Annotated in this window: 14 protein-coding genes and 1 pseudogene; 8 read left to right on the top strand and 7 right to left on the bottom strand. The window is 55.1% G+C overall.

The features are described from left to right. Positions 1-113 precede the first annotated feature (113 nt). From JF535_RS11155 to JF535_RS11145, 3 genes are all read left to right on the top strand, one after another. The gene (locus JF535_RS11155; protein ID WP_066964756.1) at positions 114-584 is read left to right on the top strand and encodes an Lrp/AsnC family transcriptional regulator; all 471 of its coding nucleotides are present in this window, start codon (positions 114-116) and stop codon (positions 582-584) included. 70 nt (positions 585-654) lie between these two features. Further along, a complete protein-coding gene (locus tag JF535_RS11150; protein ID WP_207002092.1) occupies positions 655-2,322 on the top strand; it encodes an aminotransferase class V-fold PLP-dependent enzyme in 1,668 nt (555 codons plus the stop codon). Between the two features lie 117 nt (positions 2,323-2,439). Continuing rightward, positions 2,440-3,609: a cation:proton antiporter domain-containing protein gene (locus JF535_RS11145; RefSeq protein ID WP_207002090.1), complete on the top strand. Its 1,170-nt coding sequence runs from the start codon at positions 2,440-2,442 to the stop codon at positions 3,607-3,609. A gap of 79 nt (positions 3,610-3,688) precedes the next feature. Here the strand turns inward: JF535_RS11145 and JF535_RS11140 are convergent, their stop codons facing one another. The 3 genes and pseudogenes from JF535_RS11140 to JF535_RS16990 form a co-directional block, all read right to left on the bottom strand. After that, a complete protein-coding gene (locus tag JF535_RS11140) occupies positions 3,689-4,273 on the bottom strand; it encodes a hypothetical protein (protein WP_207002088.1) in 585 nt (194 codons plus the stop codon). Between the two features lie 188 nt (positions 4,274-4,461). Further along, entirely contained in the window at positions 4,462-4,908 is a 447-nt protein-coding gene (locus JF535_RS11135; protein WP_207002086.1) for a DUF2846 domain-containing protein, read from the bottom strand. Between the two features lie 130 nt (positions 4,909-5,038). Further along, positions 5,039-5,439, bottom strand: a pseudogene (locus JF535_RS16990) (GFA family protein). 558 nt (positions 5,440-5,997) lie between these two features. Here JF535_RS16990 and JF535_RS11125 point away from each other — a divergent pair. Continuing rightward, complete coding sequence (locus JF535_RS11125; protein WP_207002082.1) at positions 5,998-6,735, top strand: CPBP family intramembrane glutamic endopeptidase; 738 nt, start codon at positions 5,998-6,000, stop codon at positions 6,733-6,735. A gap of 107 nt (positions 6,736-6,842) precedes the next feature. On the opposite strand, the gene JF535_RS11120 is transcribed toward JF535_RS11125, so the two are convergent. Continuing rightward, positions 6,843-7,676, bottom strand: a complete 834-nt coding sequence (locus tag JF535_RS11120) for a LytTR family transcriptional regulator DNA-binding domain-containing protein (protein ID WP_207002080.1) — start codon at positions 7,674-7,676, stop codon at positions 6,843-6,845. A 389-nt stretch (positions 7,677-8,065) separates the two neighbouring features. Further along, entirely contained in the window at positions 8,066-8,554 is a 489-nt protein-coding gene (locus tag JF535_RS11115; RefSeq protein WP_207002078.1) for a hypothetical protein, read from the bottom strand. A gap of 969 nt (positions 8,555-9,523) precedes the next feature. Here JF535_RS11115 and JF535_RS11110 point away from each other — a divergent pair. From JF535_RS11110 to JF535_RS11095, 4 genes are all read left to right on the top strand, one after another. Then, positions 9,524-10,711 carry an acyl-CoA dehydrogenase gene (locus JF535_RS11110; protein WP_207002075.1) on the top strand — a complete coding sequence of 396 codons (1,188 nt, stop codon included), beginning with the start codon at positions 9,524-9,526 and terminating at the stop codon, positions 10,709-10,711. An 83-nt stretch (positions 10,712-10,794) separates the two neighbouring features. Continuing rightward, positions 10,795-11,415 (top strand): trimeric intracellular cation channel family protein, encoded by a 621-nt coding sequence (locus JF535_RS11105; RefSeq protein WP_207002073.1) that lies wholly within the window; start codon positions 10,795-10,797, stop codon positions 11,413-11,415. Between the two features lie 33 nt (positions 11,416-11,448). After that, the gene (locus tag JF535_RS11100; protein ID WP_242523799.1) at positions 11,449-13,161 is read left to right on the top strand and encodes an alpha/beta fold hydrolase; all 1,713 of its coding nucleotides are present in this window, start codon (positions 11,449-11,451) and stop codon (positions 13,159-13,161) included. Between the two features lie 64 nt (positions 13,162-13,225). Beyond that, complete coding sequence (locus JF535_RS11095; protein ID WP_207002071.1) at positions 13,226-14,080, top strand: sulfurtransferase; 855 nt, start codon at positions 13,226-13,228, stop codon at positions 14,078-14,080. A gap of 21 nt (positions 14,081-14,101) precedes the next feature. Here the strand turns inward: JF535_RS11095 and msrA are convergent, their stop codons facing one another. Then, positions 14,102-14,731, bottom strand: a complete 630-nt coding sequence (gene msrA, locus JF535_RS11090) for a peptide-methionine (S)-S-oxide reductase MsrA (protein WP_207002069.1) — start codon at positions 14,729-14,731, stop codon at positions 14,102-14,104. Positions 14,732-14,763: 32 nt separating this feature from the next. Then, complete coding sequence (locus JF535_RS11085) at positions 14,764-15,381, bottom strand: class I SAM-dependent methyltransferase (RefSeq protein ID WP_207002067.1); 618 nt, start codon at positions 15,379-15,381, stop codon at positions 14,764-14,766. Positions 15,382-15,624 lie beyond the last annotated feature (243 nt).

Genomic DNA, 15,624 nt, shown 5'->3' with positions numbered 1-15,624 from the left:
CGTCGGATCTCGCTGAGCCCACCAAAACCACCGGGGTATTTTGTTGCTAAAGGCCGCTTTCTGGGCGCCCCACATGAAACACACCCCCGCGTTTTAGGGAGATATGTAGCACTATGTCCTCACTCGACGCGATTGATCGACAACTTCTTGCCATCCTTCAATCTGATGTTAGTCTCTCCATCGAAGAGCTGGCCGAGCGCGTAGGGCTTACCAAAACCCCGTGCTGGCGCCGGATACAGAAACTGGAGAAAAGCGGCATCATTCGCCGCAAGGTGGCACTGCTGGACGCCGAGGTACTCGGCCTGCCGGTCTCGGTTTTTGCCCAGGTAAAAACCAACCAGCACAGCGCAGAGTGGGCGGAGTCTTTTTCCGACGCGATGGCGGACTTGCCCGAGGTAGTCGATTGCTACCGCATGGCGGGAGACTACGACTACATTCTGAGAATCGTGGTCAGCGATGTGGCCGCCTATGATCGCTTTTATAAAAAGCTGATCGCGCACTCGGGGATCTCCGATGTCGCCTCCAATTTCGCCATGGAGCAGATCAAGAGCACCACGCAGCTGCCCATACCGCCGGGAGAATAACCCCAGCTCAATTACTGTTTAACGTAAAGCCTGCGGGCGATCCCCGCGGGCGCAGTATATTGAGGTAGCCATGCACAGCCATGCACAAGCCGCGTCTGTTCCCGACGCACCTGACACCGACACTGAATCCCTGCTGCAACGCATCCGCAACAATGTCATTGGCGAACGCATGCCAATGGAAACACCCTTCGGACAGCGCCCGCTGATTTATGCCGATTACACCGCCTCCGGCCGCGCACTGCGCTTTATTGAGGATGCGATCCGCAACCGTGTGCTGCCGTGGTACGCCAACACCCACACCGAAACCTCCGCCACTGGCCGCCAGACCACCGCGTTCCGCGAGCAGGCGCGGGCTGCGATTCGCAAATCCGTGAACGCCGGCGACGACCACGCCATCATCTTCTGCGGCGCCGGTGCCACCGCCGCCGTCAACCGTCTGGTGGATTGCCTGGGCCTCCGTGCAGACAGTTACCAGCGCCTGGGCGGCGAGCCGGGCAGTATCCCCGAAGAAAAGCGCCCGGTGGTGTTTATCGGCCCCTACGAGCACCACTCCAATGACCTGCCGTGGCGGGAATCCGTCGCCGAGGTGGTGACCATTCCGCAAAACGACGCGGGGGGCGTCGACCTGCAAGCCCTGCAGGCCGCACTCGATAAGTACGCGGCGCGCCCCATGAAAATCGGCAGTTTTTCCGCTGCCTCCAACGTGACCGGCATACGCACCGACGTCGAAGCGGTGACCCGACTGCTCCACCAGAACGGCGCCCTGTCTTTCTGGGATTACGCCGCCGCCGGCCCCTACGTGGGCATCAATGTGCAGGGCGAGGACGATCTCGCCAGTAAAGACGCACTGTTCCTCTCTCCGCATAAATTTGTGGGCGGCCCCGGTACGCCGGGCATCCTCGTGGTGCGCAAAAACCTGCTGCCGGAATCTCAACCGGCGGTGACCGGCGGCGGCACTGTGTCCTGGGTAAGCCCCGGACGCCACACCTACCTGCCCGCCGGCGAACGCCGCGAGGAAGCGGGCACCCCCGCCATCGTTGAATCCGTGCGCGCAGGCATGGCCTTTGCGCTCAAGGACCAGGTGGGCGCAGACACCATCGAAGCCCGCGAGGCGGCCTGGATTACACGCGCCTTCGCGCGCTGGTCGACTAACGAAAACATCGAGATACTCGGCGGAACCGCGGCAGAACGGGTCAGCATCGTATCGCTGCACCTGCTGCACGACGGCAAACCGCTGCATCACGGCTTCGTGGTCGCCCTGCTGAACGATCTGTTCGGTATTCAGGTGCGCGGTGGCTGCTCCTGTGCCGGCCCCTATGGCCACCACCTGCTGCATCTCACCGACGCGCAGAGCACCGCCATTGAAAAGCTGGTGAGTGAGGGCGAAAGCATTCTCAAGCCCGGTTGGGTTCGCCTGAACTTCAATTATTTCCTCGACGAGGAAACCGTCGATTACCTGATCGACGCCATTGAACTGATCGCGGAATATGGCGCGCGTATGCTGCCCTATTATCAGTACGATACCGGAAACGGCGTCTGGCGTTACCAGGGCATCGAGGGTGACGCACCGCTTACCCTGACATTCGATGGTGAAGACGCAGCGCCACAAGTGCTGGCGATGCCCCTGCAGGAATTTATCCAGCAGGCGCGCTCCATTTTGGCGAACCCGCCAGGGGAAAAATGCGCGCAGCCGGTGCTCTCCCCGGAGGGAGAAAACTTGCGCTGGTTCAAACTCTGAGACGCGACCTATCGGCGACAGGGACGTCGCTGCGTCATCACAGCCATTGAAAACGTGCGCATTCAGAGCCGATAATGCACACAACCCGAACCGCTTAGTCTGCTACAAGGATGCGCAGTGCCTGAAGCCTCGCTATTCCAGTCGTTCTTCCTGATCTTTACCGGTGCCGCCATCGTTGCGTCACTGGCACTTTGGGGCCGCCAGCCTCTACTCGTCGCCTACATTGCGCTCGGTTGCCTACTCGGTCCCTCCGGCCTGGCCGTAATCGACAACGTCAACCTGATGGCGGAAATGTCCAGCATCGGCATCATCTTCCTGCTGTTCCTGCTGGGGCTCGATATGCAGCCCAAGGCACTCATTGCGGTACTGCGCAAAGCGACCTTTGTGGGCGTCATCAGTTGCGGCGTATTCCTCGCCATGGGCTACGGCATTGGCCGGCTGTTCGGCTTTACCGACACGGAAAGCTGGGTCATTGGTATGGCGATGATGTTCTCCAGCACCATTATCGGCATCAAGTTACTGCCCACCACCGTGCTGCACCACAAACATCTCGGCGAGATGATGGTCGGCCTACTGTTGTTCCAGGACTTCGTCGCCATCACCTGCCTGATGATCCTGCTGAGCGGCAGCACCGGCTCCGTCGACTTTGCGCAGCTGGGCACTTCCTTCGCCGCCCTGCCACTGCTCATCGGTTTTGCCTGGGCTGCCGTGCGCTACGTTCTGCAGCCGCTGCTCAGCAAGTTTGACCGCTTCCACGAATACGTCTTTCTGCTCGCCCTGGGCTGGTGCATGGGCCTTGCCGAGCTCGCGGAAGTCGTCGGTCTGTCGCGGGAAATCGGTGCCTTTATCGCTGGGATTACCCTCGCCACCAGCCCCATCGCCCAATACATTGCCATCAGCCTGAAACCGCTGCGGGATTTCTTCCTGATTCTGTTTTTCTTCAGCCTTGGGGCCCAGTTCCACCTGGATATGGTGCCGGAAATCGCCCTACCCGCAGTGGTGGCCGCGATTGCGGTACTGACCATCAAACCAGTGATTTTTCGCTACCTGCTCGGGCAGCAGAGTGAGCGCAAGATATTGGCGTGGGATATCGGCTTCCGCCTCGGGCAAATCAGCGAGTTCTCGCTGCTGATCGCATTCCTGGCGGTCAGCCAGCAGCTGATCGGCAGTAAAGCCTCACACCTGATCCAGGCCACCGCGATTCTGACCTTCCTGGTGTCTTCCTATATCGTGGTGCTGAACTTCCCGAACCCGATTGCAATTAAAGACGAGCTGCGACGGGACTAAATTGCCACAGAGGCGCGACGGTTAGGTTCCCGCCGCCCTTCATTCATGTGTTAGAAACGGCAAAATCGGAGTTCGATACTCACAGCTTTTTGATGCATTCTTCAATTGCCCGATTGAAGGTTGACTGTAACTCCACACCACTCACCCGATAACCCATTAACGCACCGACCGCATCATAGTCGTCAACAAATGCAGAACAGCTATATTGAGATCCTGCTGCTTCTAAAGATATTTTGGCTATAACACCGTCTGAATTGAGCTCACCGTCCGATAACATAGCCTGACCCGCAATCCCAAGCGCGTAACCTCCACCCGCCATGGCCGCGCCGGCAAGAAGAGCTCTGTGCCGGGGAAACCACAAAACTAAATCAAACTCAAGAAGAGCTACCTCCTGGAGGTCGTTGATTCCTGCGCGCTCCTTTATAGATCCTAGCTTAGAGCCCACCAGAACCTCCGGGCCCGGAACTAGGTTATTTTCCCCGATATACAGTGCATGCTTTATGCCATCTACTTCTGTTGTTTCTAGCCGCTTAATCTCCCTGGCATCACGTACCCCAACGGAATCTTCAGGCATATAAGAGGACAAGTCATAAGTGACATTATTGACACAACCACCAAGAAGCAACGCGAACACAGACGCAAGTAGAGCTTTAAATTTTTTCATTTTTCCCCCAGCATTTTGAAAGGCGCTTCTAGCGCCGGATAAGGCGCACCAGGCGAGCACGCACACTTTTGTATTAATTTGCGAGCCCGGAGAGCAACATAAAAGTGAAGCAAAGCGTTGAGCAAGACAATATCACTCAAACCCAGGCGGCCAAATTCAGTGTGCCACTACAGGGCGATGTTATATCACTACTCACGATTGTCGAACGATTCTTTGTCGGCGGTGCCAAACTTTGCAGTTCCATAGACACCCGCGGTTGATCCATAAGCGTAAACCCCGGATGCGTCCATAGAGTAACGAATGTAATAGTGCTTTGAAGCCTCTACTTCAATTTCGAAGCGCCCACTTTCATAGCCAGGTGAGAACATAAATGGCTCACGTACCGAAAGCGTATGTGTTCCGGGTAAAACTCGCACGGTGAAAGTTTCACCTGTACCCAGGCTTCCTGCCATCTTGTCATCTACGAAAAAGAATGGTTTCTCGGGATTAAGCGCATGAAACATCCTCTTAGTCCTATAAAAATGCAAATGAGCAACCTCAGAGTGGCTCCAATCCGAATTCTCTTGATATTGCGGTACGTTTGCGCAGCCAGAGATGAATAAGACCAACCCAAATAAAATAATAAAATTTCTCATTTTTGTACCATCTCGTAATAAAATCACATAAGGTGCCAATAACTGGCAGCCAGTGGCGAAGTCACATTTCTTGGTGTCCGTTAAAGCGGGGGAAGATCACTGTCCCTTTGCTGCGCTTTGTTAGGCAAATCTACGAGCCACAACCCTCGGTATGCGGCTTGCCCAAATCTCCGATCTCCTCCCAACTACCTTTTGAATCTACCCACATATGGTGAGCCACCTTCAATCTTTCATGCCCATTGCTTAGAGTACCTACTGGAACATAAATATTTGAAGGATCATTCTCTCCTGGCAAGGTAGATCCGCAATTACCGCAAAAATTTGTGTGCCAATCATGGCCGGGCTTTGCCCAGTACTTGACATTCGTCTCGCCTTAGTCCAGCGAAATTTATCTTTTGACACTATTGCCACTACAATTCCACCACTTCCAGTTGCGCGGCGACAGATAGAACAATGACAGATGTAAACATCCGATAGCTCTTTCTGAACTTCGTAGGCAACTTCACCGCAGTTACATTCACCGTTTGTCATTCTGAATTTTCCACTGGTTGCCTAGCGCCCAAAGCAGCAGCGCGCGTTAGCGCGTCCAGCCTGCAGGGCGATGCTGCCTTTGCTTCTTAGGCGAGAACCCGGTACCACCGAAGCATCGCCAAACAAACAGCCAGACGAAAGGCTTGAAACTGCAACAGCTTACCCAACCAAATCCGTAAAAATTACGAGGCAAATCAACACAACAAAGGTGAGCTTACCCTGACTACCCAATAAATTAAAAGAATGGGGGCAGGTCATTTCTTTCGCTAAAGATGAGTTTACCAAGCAGCGCAGGGAGTGAATACGCAAATAACAACTTGCCCCTTTGCTCCGTAAGCAATTGATTTATCGTTGTCATTTCACGATTCGCCAACAGGGCGTCGGCCTCAACGGGCTCATTCACGAAGATTCTGCCACGGGTTACGAAGCCACGATAGCCTGGATTAACTCCATACGTTTTACTGGTAACCATCAAACGGAGGCGGCCGGACAGTCACTTGGCTGAGGGGTCGTTGATCACTTTAACAAGTTGATTTGATGTGAGGTTGTGAAGAGGCCATGACACAAGAAACGATAATTGGAGTTAAAACTAAATTGGATAAGTACACGGTGTTGGCGCTGGTCGTATCGCTTATTCTTTATCCACTACTGTATAGCCTAGATTTTTTTTCGGAATTTATTTTCCCCCTGGCGGCAGAAGGTTGGCCTTACAACGTCTTTGAGGAGGACGCTCGGTCGGGGTGGTGGTGGTTTTGGACGGGCAACTTCTTTTATCACTGGGTTCCCGCTCTGTTTGTCTGGCTCTGCTTATATAAGAACAAGGAAACCTGGGAGAGTATCGGGGTTAGCCTAGCTTGGTATGCCAAGCGGAAATATTCGATCACTGGGGTGATTGTAGCGCTGGTTGTGGCTGCGTTTGTTCTTCCGGATATCTACTATGGCGACAACCTACCACAGCATTCACAAACCATATACTTCGCACCGATATCGACGAATGAGCGCCTCTTCATGATCGTTATGGCGATTACAACCGGCGTCACAGAAGAAGTGTTATTTCGAGGCTTTGCTTTTACACGCTTAAAACGGTTAATTAATAACCCATGGTTGATTTTGCCCATCACCTTGGTGTCTTTTTTACTGATCCATGGTCAGCCTGACAATCTGGGGAGATCGTTGCATTACATCATCGGTGGATGTGCCTTTGGGATATCGTTTATTTTGTTTAAACTTAAACGCCTTGAACTGTTGATTGTGGTACATTTTTTCATCAACGCTAGTTTAGCGTTGGCACCCTAAGCGATAACCAGCTCCAGCCGGAAATGTATAAGGCACCCGAACCAAACACGGGTGCCGATTGCCATCGGATTGTTTCTCAGAGCAGGTGGTAACGCCGACTCGCTCGCTTACCCACCAAATCCTGCAGCTTTAACATTATCGATAAAACTTCGCGACACTGGAACGTTTACATCATTACTAAGCTGCAGGTGCAGTTTTCGACCGTCTTTCACCACCTTAACCACCGCGTCGTGAGCGACCCACCAAGAACGATGTGTTTGCAGCCCAGGATACCGACTCAACAGGGCCGTCGCATCTTTTAAGCGCATCAACATCATATGAAACCCTTTATCGGTATGCACCGTCAAATAATGATCGGCCATTTCCAAACACAGTAACGCGCCGCGCTTTTCAACGGGAAGATTGGCCATAAACTCTTGATAACCTTGATTCAGTTCTGCTTTTTTTTGCTCGGTGAGGGCATCTAAATTTCTTGTGGCCTGCTCCAGTTGATGCCCTCTCTCCTCAAATGCCTCTCTATACAAAGCAATAGCGGTAATCACTAGCCCAAGACACCCTGTATTAACCAAGATGACCCGGAAACTTACTCCGTTAAGCACATGGCTTCCGAAAAATAACTGGCCGAGCATCATAACTACGCCAGACATAAGCAAGCCGGCCGGAATACACGCCAATGCGACCCTTTGCCATTCCCGTGTCACGCGGAAAGAGAGCTTTTGATGACATAAGGTGATCATAGGTGAATAAATCGCAAAACCAACAAAGCAGCTCGTCACCCAATAACCGATGGATGTGATGCGGGGAATTTCATGACTTCCAAAAGGTCCTAATAGCCCTAAGACAACCCCAATGAAAGCGATTGTCAGCATATTTTTTAGGAGAGGAGTATTGTGGGTCAGCAGCTTAGATGGGCTTATGGTTGTCACTTTTTGATAGATCAATGGGAAACCTACTTTTATAGACTCATTTATAAAGGTTTAGTCACGACTGACGAAACAGTAGCTACCAGCGCTATATGTTCGTTCTTATGAGGAGCAATGATATAGGGATATGCCTATATTGCCCAGATTGGTGTACACACACCGAGACAATCCAAACTTTTTAATATCTTCTTTAAGATAGAAAGGCCGGACAAGAAATCACTATTGCTAAAATAATAACAACCATCAACAAAAACGAGTAACCAGCATGCTCACGAAGACCTTTTGCCTAACGCCCAGCACAGGCGCAGCCAACGCGGAGCGCCTTTTTGTTAATGTTTGAGCGACAGCGAGTAACACAAAAGGCGCGTAGCGTTGGCTGTCGCTCTGCCGCTGCTTGTTATGGTTTTTCACCCCTCGAAGCACCACAGGTAACGGTTCCGATAGTACTTGTAGGGATTGTCCAACCGCACAATCGGTGAGTCTTCGAAGTTATACTGGATTAATGCAACATCGTAGATCCCGTGGTTTAGTTCCTCTTTATCAAAATTGCATTTCATTGACTTTCTCTTTCCTTTTGCAATTTTGATATAAAGAACATCACCCATCTCGATATCATGGGCACTAAATATGCCGTGCTCAATTTCCATTGTTTGCAAATCAAGATCAGTAAGCTTTGCCTTCTCCGACTCAGAGAAGCTGACGGGCTTTCCATCTATATACATAGAAATATTTCTTAGATCATCATTTTCCGGATCTAGATCTATCTTCACAGAAACATTTTTATATGGCTCAGGAAGAACTCCCTCTACATAGACATGATGAGAATGCAATTTGGTTGTGTCATAAGCTGCTGCAAACATTGGGAAGACAGCAAGCAAAAGTATGAAATTCTTCATGGGCTCTTGGGAACCATAACATTTATATCGTAGCCCCAAAGACTACTATCACTGCGTTTCTATTGCGATAGAAAAGTGTCTCGGGATATGCGAAAGCTTTAGGTAATTCAAAGGCTTAGCAGATTCGATTATTTTTTTGAACGCCAACGATACATTCATCGCGACTGCTATCCCCGGTTTATCCCTAACGCCCTAAATCTTTGTTTTAAATAAAAATTTCCCGAAATTATGCATCTTGTAAATAGATAACAGTCTTCGCGACCGAATTATCGAGAGGGTTTCGGTGCTTTCCGCGTAAATACGTGGGTCTATACCAGGCTCGGAGCCGCGCAGCTGTCCGGCTCCTTAGCATTCCGCTCAGTGATGCACTATCCCAATAAAGGCACGGCACCAGTTAAAGGGAAATCGTCGTCACAGGCAGAATTCCATAGCCCGGTGAGATTGCCAGCGGCATCAGGCCACAAAACGAGGCCACCGTACATGAGTACAAGCGGGCGGAATCGCCCTGCGGCGGCCGTCTTGATGGGAGGCAGGCATGGGCATGCCGTGAGCGCGCAGGCGTTTGCGGCATTCGATCATCACCAGAGCCGCCTGGTCGGCGGGCTCTGCATCGGCGGTTACGGTCTTTTAACCGAGCGCCGCGACCGGTGAGTTTCCATTCTTAGCACAAAGCCGGCAATCGCTCGGCCCGACACCCCTGCTCCCGAGCAAAATCGAAACGTCTGTCATACAGAAACGGCTGAATCGCGGCTACGCGAAGATCCTTTGACCATTCCGTCGAAAAATGTGATCACAAATAGTGAAGTCTCAACGGAGGTTCGTTATCATTGGCGGTATAGATTCGCACCACTTGAGCCCAGCGAGGAATGCACCTCGGGCCAATCAGCAGGCGGTTTGTAGCAAGCCCCTCTGCGCGGAATGCGAAGTCTGACACCGAATACCGGAACCACCTATCGCACGGACCATACCATGAGCAAAAACCAGCCTTTGGCACACTGGGACGACATTCTCCTGCTGGACCGCCAGCTGACCGATGAAGAGCGGATGATCCGCGACGCCGCCCGTGAATACTGCCAGTCAAAATTGATGCCGCGGGTACTTGAAGCCAACCGCAACGAAATTTTCGACCGCGATATCATGCGTGAAATGGGCGAACTGGGTCTGCTCGGTTCCACCATTGAGGGCTATGACTGTGCCGGCCTGAACTACGTCTCCTACGGACTGGTGGCACGCGAAGTAGAACGCGTCGATTCCGGCTACCGCTCCGCCATGAGTGTGCAGTCCAGCCTGGTCATGCACCCTATATATGCCTACGGCAGCGAAGCGCAGAAAGAGAAGTACCTGCCCAAGCTCGCCAGCGGCGAATGGGTGGGCTGTTTCGGCCTCACCGAGCCCGATGCAGGCTCCGACCCGGGCGGCATGAAAACCCGCGCGAAGAAAGTGGACGGCGGCTACCGCATCAGCGGTGCCAAGATGTGGATCACCAACAGCCCAATCGCTGATGTCTTTGTGGTTTGGGCCAAAGACGATGAAGGTGATATCCGCGGCTTTGTGCTGGAAAAGGGGATGGAAGGCCTCAGCGCACCGAAAATCGAGGGTAAATTCTCCCTGCGCGCGTCCATCACCGGCGAGATCGTGATGGACAATGTGTTTGTGCCGGAAGAAAACCGATTCCCCAATATCAAAGGCCTGAGCGGCCCCTTCGGCTGCCTGAACCGCGCCCGCTACGGCATTTCCTGGGGCGCCATGGGCGCGGCGGAATTCTGCTGGCACGCGGCCCGTCAGTACGGCCTCGACCGCAAACAGTTCAACAAGCCCCTGGCCCAGACTCAGCTGTTCCAGAAAAAGCTCGCTGACATGCAGACCGAAATCACCCTCGGCCTGCAGGGATCGTTGCGCGTGGGTCGTTTGATGGATGAGCAGAAGAGCCATTTTGACCCGACCATGATCTCTCTGGTCAAACGCAACAACTGCGGCAAGGCCCTGGACATCGCACGCACCGCGCGGGACATGCACGGCGGTAATGGCGTCGCTGACGAGTTCCATGTCATTCGCCATGTGATGAACCTGGAGGCCGTCAATACCTATGAAGGTACCCACGACGTGCACGCACTGATCCTCGGCCGCGCCCAAACCGGCCTGCAGGCGTTTTTCTAACCTCGGTTATTCAGGTTGTACCGGAGCCCTGCGGGGCTCCATAATTCCCGCCTCCCCCAACACAACGCGGCAGACGGGAATCCATGGAACAACTGCTTTTCTGGTGCGACCTGATCGGCATCGTCGTCTTCGCCTTTACCGGGGTTTTGGCCGCCGGTCACAAGCAAATGGATCTGTTCGGCGCGGTCGTCCTGGCCTGCGTGACAGCCACTGGCGGCGGCACCACCCGGGACATGATCCTCAACGTCCCCGTATTCTGGCTCGCTGACAGCTACTACCTGTGGATCGCCGCCGCCACTGGCGTCATCAGCTTCTACCTTATCCGTTACCTGCAAGTCCCAATGCGCCTGCTGATGATCGCCGATGCCGCCGGGTTGGCGGTATTTGTGGTGATTGGCACCCAGAAAGTGCTCAGTCTCGGACATACCCCCGCCATCGCCATTGTGATGGGTGTGATCACCGGCACCTTCGGCGGCCTTATCCGGGATGTTCTTTGCGGCGATATACCACTGCTCCTGCGACGGGAAATATATGCCACCGCGGCCTTGAGTGGCGCCGCCGCTCTGGTGATACTGGACGACATTCAGGGTTTGCCCGGCGAGGTGGTCGTGGCCATTGCAATACTGGTGACCCTCGGGATTCGACTCGCTGCCCTGCGCTGGAACCTGTCCGCGCCCATTGCACGTATTCGCCCGGAAACCTGACACTCGCGCCAAAATTTGACTGAAGACGGAAACATGATGTCCTTACGTATTTCTCTCACCGGCATCCGCAGGCTGCTGGTGGTGCCAATACTCGCACTGGTTACCGTCGGCTGCACAAAGAACGAGCCCACGGAAGCGGCCCCGGCCAGCCGCTTGATTGCCAAGCCGTGCTGGTTTGCCACAGAAGCAAGCTGGCCCACCACCCAGTGTTACATGATGGAAGTGCCGGAAAACCACGACAAACCGGCGGGCAGGAAAATCCAGTTTCCGGTGGTGCGCTTTTTTGCGGAAATCCGCGACCCCGACAAGGAGCCCCTGCTCCACCTCGGCGCCGGTGGCCCCGGGGCCAGCATGGGCCTTGAGCCCGAAAACGCCAGCGACTGGCTGTGGGTCAACTACGCAGGCATGACCGTCGAGAACGGGCGCGACTTGATTGTCATCGACCCTCGCGGTACCGGTATGGCCCGCCCGAAACTCGCGTGCGATGAATTCATCAAGGATGCGAACCTCGCCTTTACCCGCAACCTGAGCACCGACGAAGAGTCCCGTGTTTTCACCTACAGCATGGAGCGCTGCTATACCCGCCTGAGCGCCACCGCCGATCTGGCCCACTACAACAGCGCCACCGTCGCCCGCGATGTTGAGGCGCTGCGCCAGGCGCTGGGCATTCCCAAGCTGAACCTGTACGGGGTCTCCTATGCAAGCCGCTATGCGCTGACCATTGCGCGGGATTTTCCAGAATCTGTACGCGCCCTGGTGCTCAACAGCGCGGTCTTCCCGGAAATCATCTACACCCAGCAACTGCCGGAGGATGTCATTGCCGCCTACCAGCGTGGGCTGGATTACTGCAGCCAGGATGCGGCGTGCAAAAAACAGTATCCCGATCTCAAACGCCGCCTGGAAGCCCTGGTGGAGGAGCTCGACGAAGCGCCACTCACCGTGGAAACCGGCAACATTCATCCGGGCGAGCGTTACCCTTTCCTGCTGACCGGCCAGCGCCTGCTGCGCGTACTGTTTCAGGCGCTGTATGACGAGCGCTTTTACAAGGAGCTGCCCGCGATCATTGAGGAACTCGAGTCCGATCAAGCGGAACAGCTAAAGCCCGCCATCGCCAGCTTTATGGGACTGGTGCTCGACCCCAATTTCGGCGATGCGGCAGGCATCAGCCATTTCTGTTACGAGGAAGCGCCCTTTGTGGATTTCGACAAGGCCCGGCTATCGGCATCGAACAGCGGCATTCTCGGCGGATCGGTACGCTCTGACATCAGCATGATGCAGCTGCAATGCCGCATATGGGCCATCCCCTCCGCGCCCGTGCTGGAATCTCGGGCGGTCAAAACACCACTGCCCACGCTGGTCATGCACGGTGCTCTGGACCCGGTGCTTGCTGCCAGGGATGCAGACCGGGCTCGCAAGAAGCTGCCGAATCACCAGTGGTTACTGTTCCCACAACTGGCGCACGATGTGATTTCCGCCAGTGAATGCGCCGAGCAGGCTGCCGCCCGCTTCCTGGACGACCCGCAACAGCCCGTTACTGAAGTAGCCGCCAGCTGTCGTAAAGAGGAACTGGCGCGGATGGCAGAGCTGGAGAAAAAAATAGCCGATATGGAGCGGGAACCGACGCAGGAACCCGCGAACGGAGCTGCGGCAAAACCCGACGGCGAGAGCGCGCGTGGCGCTGGCGAGGTGGAAAAACAACGCAGCCATACCCTACCCGCCGGCAACCGCTATTCGGAAGCACACTGACGCTGGACAAATCAGCCGATCAGGCTTAATTTGGTGTCAATAACGACTATAAAACGCAGTAGCTATGACATATCAGGGTGTGATTGAAGTTACCGAGCTGGCCGAACTTGTGGATCAACGGGATCGCAACGCTGGTCAACTGGTGATTCTGGATTGCCGCTACAATCTGGCCGACAAGCAGGCCGGCGAGCAGGCGTATCTCAGCGAGCATATCCCGGGCGCCCACTACGCCAGCCTGCATCAGGATCTCTCGGGTGCCTGCGAACGCTACGGTGGCCGCCACCCCCTACCCTCAGCCCATCCGTTTTCCGAATTCGCCCGCTCAGTGGGCGTATCTGAAGAGACACAAGTGGTGGTCTACGATGACCAGCGCTTTGCCTTTGCCGCGCGCGCCTGGTGGCTGTTTCGCCATTTCGGGCACGCGCAGGTTGCTGTTCTGAACGGCGGCCTGCAGGCCTGGAAAAAGGCCGGCCTGCCGACTACGGCGGATCGTACCAGCGCCCCCGCTGCGGGCAGCTTCACGGCCTCGGCCAATGCCGCCGAGCTAGTGCACTACGATGACCTCTACCCGCATCTGCAAACCCCGCCCTGGCAGCTGGTGGATGCACGCGAACCCAAACGCTTTCTCGGTAACGAGGAGCCCATCGACCCCGTCGCGGGGCACATCCCCGGCGCGGTCAACAAACCCTGGCAGGACATTACCGACGACCAGGGCATGATCAAGCCCATCGCCACGCTGCGCGAGCATTGGCAGACCATTCCTGCCGATGACGATATTGTGTGTTATTGCGGATCGGGCGTTACCGCGTGCGTGAATCTATTGTCCCTGCACCTGATCGGGCGCAAGGCACAGCTCTACCCCGGCAGCTGGAGCGACTGGTGCGCGCACATTCTGCATCCGCGCACCGAGCCGGCGTAACCGGCCACCAATCCAGGCGCACTAGCGCAACAGGCAGGCGCCGGTTCCGGCAAGACCGCAATAGCCACCGGGATTCTTCGCCAGGTATTGCTGGTGATCTTCTTCGGCGTAGTAGAACGTGGGCGCAGGCTCGATTTCGGTGGTAATGGCACCAAAGCCCTTGTCCGCCAGCGCCCGCTGGAAATCGCGCTCGGAGGCCTTGGCCTGCGCCAACTGCTCATCCCCGTAGGTGTAGATACAAGAACGATACTGGGTGCCCAGGTCGTTGCCCTGGCGCATGCCCTGAGTGGGGTCATGCTCTTCCCAGAAACGGCGAAGCAACTCCTCGTAACTGACCTTCTCCGGGTCAAATACCACCAGCACCACTTCCGCGTGCCCGGTACCGCCGCTGCACACTTCCTGATAATTGGGGTTGGGTGTATGCCCCCCGGCGTAGCCGACCGCGGTGACATAAACACCGTCGATTTCCCAGAACAATCGCTCCGCGCCCCAGAAACAGCCCATTCCGAAAACAGCCTGTTGCAGGCCTTCCGGGAATGGCGGCCGCATGGCATGACCCGATACAAAATGTTTCCCGCTGATCGGCATGGCTTCAGAGCGGCCAGGAAGCGCCTGGTCGCGCGAAGGCATCTGGGTTTTATCGTAATCCATGGGATTGACCTCTTGTCACTGAAACGGCCGCGCTATTCGCCCGCAAGCATAATACAGCCGGTGGCTTTCATCGGGCGCTGAGTCTGCCATTCGAAATACCGGGCGTCGAGTTTTTCCTCTGCCCGCTCCGCCAGGCGCCGAAATGGCGAGCGCCCTGGGTCAACCAGCATTACCCGCCCCACACCAGCGCGCAGGGCACGGCGGGTTAAATTGAACAGTGGTGCTTCCAGCTGATCCCAGAAGCAGATATCTGTGCCGATCACCGCATCAAACTCTGTAAGCGCTGCCTGCGTGACCTTCTCATAGCGGCAGCGCCAGGTTTTGATCTCTACGCTGTTCAGCGCCGCGTGATATTCCGCAAACGGAAATACACTGGGGTCCGCATCCAGGGAGGTCACCCGCGCATCGAACGTCTTGGCACAAAAAATTCCGCCCAGCCCCCAACCACAACCAAGGTCCAGCACCCGTGCACCTTTTTTCAGCGGATGCTTTTTCAGGTAATCCATCGTCAGGCAGGAGCTTTTCCAGAACTTGTTTCCGTGCAGGCTTGCGTCTCCCGCTTCCCGGCGCAACCTGCGCATATCCGGGTGCGCGTTCTTGCGCACGGTCAAACCAAACATCATGCGGCTGAGAGAATGACTTTCAGACAAGGAACTCCCCTTTCGTATTCACCGTTATGCTCCGACCAGGTCGTAGGTTATATGGTGGCCCGAGGGCAGGTTTCAACCAATGCGCCACCGTGCCTGCACCATCCCATGTGCGGCGGCTTCCACAAAAATAACGCAGTTGCTGCCATTTATGCGAGGCCTGCCCCTTCAAACCGGCCTGTTCATCCATCTGGTCTACTTTTGCAAAGGAGCCGTTGCCAGCTTTATCCGCCGACGACAGATTTC

The organism is Microbulbifer salipaludis (assembly GCF_017303155.1).
In the GTDB taxonomy this organism is placed as follows: domain Bacteria; phylum Pseudomonadota; class Gammaproteobacteria; order Pseudomonadales; family Cellvibrionaceae; genus Microbulbifer; species Microbulbifer salipaludis.
This window is presented reverse-complemented; position numbering and strand designations above follow the sequence as displayed.